This is a genomic window from Zhongshania sp., from assembly GCF_041623545.1.
Classification (GTDB): domain Bacteria; phylum Pseudomonadota; class Gammaproteobacteria; order Pseudomonadales; family Spongiibacteraceae; genus Spongiibacter.
In genome coordinates this window covers 1-3,592 of record NZ_JBFJWS010000313.1, presented here as the reverse complement: position 1 = coordinate 3,592, position 3,592 = coordinate 1, and the positions used below count along the sequence as shown (strand labels likewise).

Annotated in this window: 4 protein-coding genes; 3 read left to right on the top strand and 1 reads right to left on the bottom strand. The window is 50.7% G+C overall.

Annotated elements, in window-relative coordinates:
• Window positions 1-621: multiheme c-type cytochrome (locus tag ABYT30_RS17050; protein ID WP_373097633.1), on the bottom strand; the 621-nt coding region annotated here is incomplete at its 3' end.
• A gap of 207 nt (window positions 622-828) precedes the next feature.
• Here ABYT30_RS17050 and ABYT30_RS17045 point away from each other — a divergent pair.
• From ABYT30_RS17045 to ABYT30_RS17035, 3 genes are all read left to right on the top strand, one after another.
• Window positions 829-1,989 (top strand): glutathione S-transferase family protein, encoded by a 1,161-nt coding sequence (locus ABYT30_RS17045; RefSeq protein ID WP_373083660.1) that lies wholly within the window; start codon window positions 829-831, stop codon window positions 1,987-1,989.
• Between the two features lie 78 nt (window positions 1,990-2,067).
• Entirely contained in the window at window positions 2,068-2,751 is a 684-nt protein-coding gene (locus ABYT30_RS17040) for a glutathione S-transferase family protein (RefSeq protein WP_373083659.1), read from the top strand.
• 163 nt (window positions 2,752-2,914) lie between these two features.
• Window positions 2,915-3,505 carry a TetR/AcrR family transcriptional regulator gene (locus ABYT30_RS17035; RefSeq protein ID WP_373097631.1) on the top strand — a complete coding sequence of 197 codons (591 nt, stop codon included), beginning with the start codon at window positions 2,915-2,917 and terminating at the stop codon, window positions 3,503-3,505.
• The last annotated feature ends 87 nt before the right edge of the window (window positions 3,506-3,592 follow it).

The following is a 3,592-nucleotide window of genomic DNA, read 5'->3' as shown; positions in this document are numbered from 1 at the left end:
CGTATTTGGCTTAGCGCCAGCCGCCCAAGCGAGGTGTGCTTTTGCGTCGCCATGACAGGCCGCGCAGGACACATTCACTTCATCAAAGCTCGTTGCGAAACTATCGCTGGTCGGGTCATAGGCCTTTACTAAATTGGTGGAGTGGCAGCTCGCGCAGGAGGTATTCCAAGTAAAACCGGGGTGATCCCAGTTAAGATCGGATGCCAGCGCATACCAGCGCTGGCCGCCTTCAGAGGGTGGCCGTGCATCCCATGCGACCGGAATCGCCTGGTAGCGGCCCCTTGGCAAACGCGCAAGATATTGTTGCAGGGGCGTGAAACCAAATACGTAGTCGATAGCATAGGTTTCGGCTGTTGCGCCCTCACCGATACTTACTTGATAACCGAGTTCGCCAATCGTAAAGCGAAACGCTAAGCCCTTATAGTGGGTAACGGAGCCGTCAAACACCCCCGCAACGGTTTCCTGCGTCGCGGGCAACATGGCCTTGGCGTGGTGGGACTGCTGCCAGAGTGCGACTTCTTTTGCATGACAAGCCCCGCAAGCGCTATCGGCCACGGCCAAGGGCGCGTAGAAAATAGCGAAAAGACACAATATTTTTAATCGTAACCAAGGCTTATTCAACAGACCTTTTCCTCTGTACGCGACAGTCGCTTTGTCACACTCGAACTTAGCACCACTATAGTCACTGCAGATAGATGCCATAAACGTATTATTAATTCGCTTTTAACGACGCTGAAGCGGCAGCCGTCATCGCTCCCGCATTATATTGACACAGAATGTGTCACAATGTTATTTTCCAGCGACGATTATCGCTCACAAGGCGCAAGCATGAGTACACCTTATAAGCTTTACGGCATCCCCGCCTCGCTGTATACCGCGAAAGCGCGTAGCTACTTGCGCAAGCAAAAAATCGACTTTGTGGAGTATGCGGTATCTGATCCGCACTACCAAAAAAACATTATTCCGCAGCTAGGGCGCATGATTATGCCCGTACTTGAAGCGCCGAACGGCAAGATTATTCAAGACAGCGCAGACATTATTCGTTACCTCGAAAACGTGCACGCAAGCTTATCGCCAAGCCTGCCGAAAACACCGGTATTACAAGCTGTTGCCCATCTTTTTGAGTTATACGGTGGCGAGGGTTTACTCCGCCCCGCCATGCATTATCGCTGGAGTTTCGACGATGTGAATTTACACTACCTCCATTCCGAGTTCTCCAGCTTGGCGCCACCTGGCACCGACGATGCGAGCTACCAACAGATTTTTGACTTCGGCAGTGGCCTCATGCGCAAGGCTGCGCATTCCTTTGGGGTAAATGAAAATAGCGCGTCGCTTATTGAATCTTCCTACCGGGAGTTTTTAGATCTATTCTCAGCCCATTTGCGGCAACACCCCTATTTAATCGGCGCTAAGCCGACGCTGGGCGACTACGCGCTTATGGCGCCGCTCTACGCTCACTTGTACCGCGACCCTAAGCCAGGCCAATTGATGCGTCAGCATGCACCGCTGGTGGCGCGCTGGGTTGAGCGGATGAATGCCCCAGAGAATAACTGGGCAGACCACTGTGCAGACCAAGCGGAGTTTGAAGTAGACAATGAACTGCCAGAAACCCTCAACGCACTAATGCATTACATCGCCGTGGACTTCCTACCTGAGATGTCCGCACATATTCAATTCGCCAACAACTGGCTTGCCGAAAGGCCAGATCTTAAATCAGGCAGCAATGGCTGCGACAAGCCCAGCCAACGCTTTATAGGCAATGCCGAATTTGCATGGCGGGGCATAAAGCTACGCACCGCGGTACTGCCATATCGCTTTTATTTATTACAAAATTTGCAGGATCATTTTGACTCGGCGCCGACGACAGATAAAGCCCTCATCCAAAACGCTTTCAAAGCCTGCGGCTTAGCTGACTTACTCACACTGCGAGTAACACGGCGCGTTGAGCGTCACAATCATCTAGAAGTGTGGGGTAACCCCCTCCACTAAAGTTTGCACCGCGAAATAAATGCGCTGCGCCATTATTTTAGCTAAAAGTTATTTACCCCCAATTTTGGAGTCACAATAATGATCGACCTTTATACCGCCCCCACCCCCAACGGTCACAAAGCCTCCTGCACCTTGGAAGCGCTTGGTTTTGAATACGATACCCATTTTGTAAACATCACCGAGGGCGAACAGAAAAAGCCGGAGTTTTTAGCGATTAATCCTAACGGGCGAATTCCCGCCATTGTCGACCGCGACTTGGGCGACTTTCCGATTTTTGAATCTGGTGCCATTATGATTCACCTCGCCGAAAAGGCGGGACGCTTACTGCCAACAGACGCTAAAGGCCGTGCAATAGTCATGCAATGGCTTATGTTTCAAATGGGCGGCGTAGGACCAATGATGGGCCAAGCCAATGTGTTTTTCCGCTATTTCCCTGAAAAAATACCTGCGGCAATTGATCGCTACCAAAATGAAAGTCGCCGCTTATTCGAAGTATTAGACAAGCGCCTCAGCGAAAGCCAATGGCTTGCCAAAGATTACTCAATAGCCGATATCGCCAATTGGTGTTGGGTGCGCACCCACAAATGGTCTGGGGTATCTATCGACGGCCTCGATCATTTAGGGCGCTGGCTAAATACCATGCGCGAGCAGCCCGGCATGCAAAAAGGCATTGAAGTGCCGTTTAGCCTTGATAATTTGTTAGAAGACAAAGACGCCCAGAAGAAATTTACCGACAACGCAAATAAGCTCTTACAAAAATAGCGACGCGGCAAACTAGTGGTATTCCCCAGTCAAATAGACAGTAACAATGCCACTAGTTACAATGCCCTAATCTCAATGCCCTAATCTCAATGCCCGCGTTGTAATACAGCGTCTCATTGCGCCTATCGCGGCTCCAACAACCATACTAGCTAAGCTATTAATTATGCCTAAAGACGCAACAACAGTGGAAAGTGATGGCCGCCGCCAACGCACCGAGCGCAGCCGCAAGGCCATCATTAATGCCGCCCTCGAATTAATCGAAGAAGGCGTATTGATCGCGACGGCTCAACAAATTACCGACCGCGCCAACGTCGGCATTCGCACCTTTTTTCGCCACTTTGAAGACATGGGTGCCCTCGCCCAAGCAGTTGATGAAAGTATTCGCGGGCAATACGAAGCGGCCATGCTCGACGCTGACCGCAGCGGCACGCTTGAGGAGCGCATTCTGCATGCAGTGGAGCGTCACGCCGAAGTCTACGAGCAAAACTACAATATAATCTTAGCGACGACTGCACAGCGCTGGCGCCTTGAAGTGCTACAGCAAAACTACGCCCGCGTGCAAAAAGGCCTGCGCAAAGATCTTGATAACTGGTTACCGGAACTCAAGACCATTGCCTCGTCACAACGCGAAGCCATAGATGCTATTGCCTCTTTTGAGATGTGGCACCGGCTTAGAGAACATCAGGGCCTAAGCGTCAAAACTTGCATAGAGATTATTAACGGCCTGCTACTAAACCTGACCCAAAGCGCTTAAACACCTCTACTAGCAATATTTGGTAGTAAGGTGTAAGCCCTCATCGCAAAACAAGGATCATATAATATGAGCACTAATCTGTTTGAT